The organism is Bradyrhizobium oropedii, assembly GCF_020889685.1.
GTDB classification, from domain to species: Bacteria; Pseudomonadota; Alphaproteobacteria; order Rhizobiales; family Xanthobacteraceae; genus Bradyrhizobium; species Bradyrhizobium oropedii.
This window is the reverse complement of the sequence record NZ_JACMYO010000443.1, coordinates 1-1111: the sequence shown is the minus strand read 5'-3', so window position 1 is coordinate 1111 and position 1111 is coordinate 1. Positions and strand designations below refer to the sequence as shown.

The following is a 1111-nucleotide window of genomic DNA, read 5'->3' as shown; positions in this document are numbered from 1 at the left end:
CGCCGCTCGCGATCGGCGCAGCGGTCGGTGCGGGCGTGGTGGCCGGCGCCATCATCGGCGGGAGCATCGCGGACCTGCGCGGCCAGCGGCAGGAAGTGGTCGAAGACGGCCGCACCATCTACACCGAGCCGGACCGCGTCATCATCCGCGATCCCGGTGGACAGGCCTATGTCCGCGGCGACGACATCTACCGCTTCCGCTATGGCGCGCGCGACATTCGCACCGAGACGATCGGCGGCGAGACCCGCACCATCGTGGTGCGTCCCGACGGCAGCGAGATCATCACCGTGGTCGGTGCCGACGGCCAGATGCTGCGCCGAATCCGCAGGGATCCCGGCGGGCGCGAGCTCGTCATCATCGACAACAGCTATCGCGATCCGCGTGCGGTCGGCGGCTTCTATGTCGACGTGCCGCCGCCGGTGGTCAACATTCCCTACGATCGCTACATCGTCGACGCTCAGGAGGCGTCGCCCGACGTGATCTACGAGACCATGGAGGCACCGCCGGTGCAGCGGATCGATCGGCGCTACTCGCTCGAAGAGATCCGCTACAGCCCCAATGTCCGCATGCAGATGCCGAGCATCGACCTCAACACGATCAACTTTGACTCCGGATCGTGGACCATCCCGCCGGATCAGGCGACGAGGCTGCAGGTGATCGCCGACGGCCTCAACCGGGCCATCCAGCGCAATCCGCGCGAGGTGTTCCTGATCGAAGGCCATACGGATGCGACCGGCAACGACACCGACAATCTGTCGCTGTCCGACCGCCGTGCGCAATCCGCCGCCGAGTTGCTGACGCAGCAGTTCGGCGTGCCGGCCGAAAACCTCACCTCGCAGGGTTACGGCTCGCAGTATCTGAAGGAGCAGACCGACGGACCGAGCCGCATCAACCGGCGCGTCACCGTCCGCCGCATCACTCCGCTGCTCAACGGCGACACCGCCTCCGCCGCCCCGCCGCGCTAAGCCGGCGAGACATCACGATACGAAATGGCCGGGAGCGATCCCGGCCATTTTTGTTTTTGGTACTGCGATCGCAAACGGGCGCTTGAGTGAACAAGGCGCTTTCCTTACCTCGCCCCGCCTGCGGGGAGAGGTCGGAACGCATCGCG

General features: G+C 66.5%; 1 protein-coding gene. It reads left to right on the top strand.

Translation table 11 applies throughout. From position 1 onward, the window contains the following. Positions 1-965, top strand: a 965-nt coding sequence (locus tag H8A95_RS43165) for an OmpA family protein (protein WP_229188469.1), incomplete at its 5' end; no start/stop codon positions are given. Positions 966-1111: the final 146 nt, after the last annotated feature.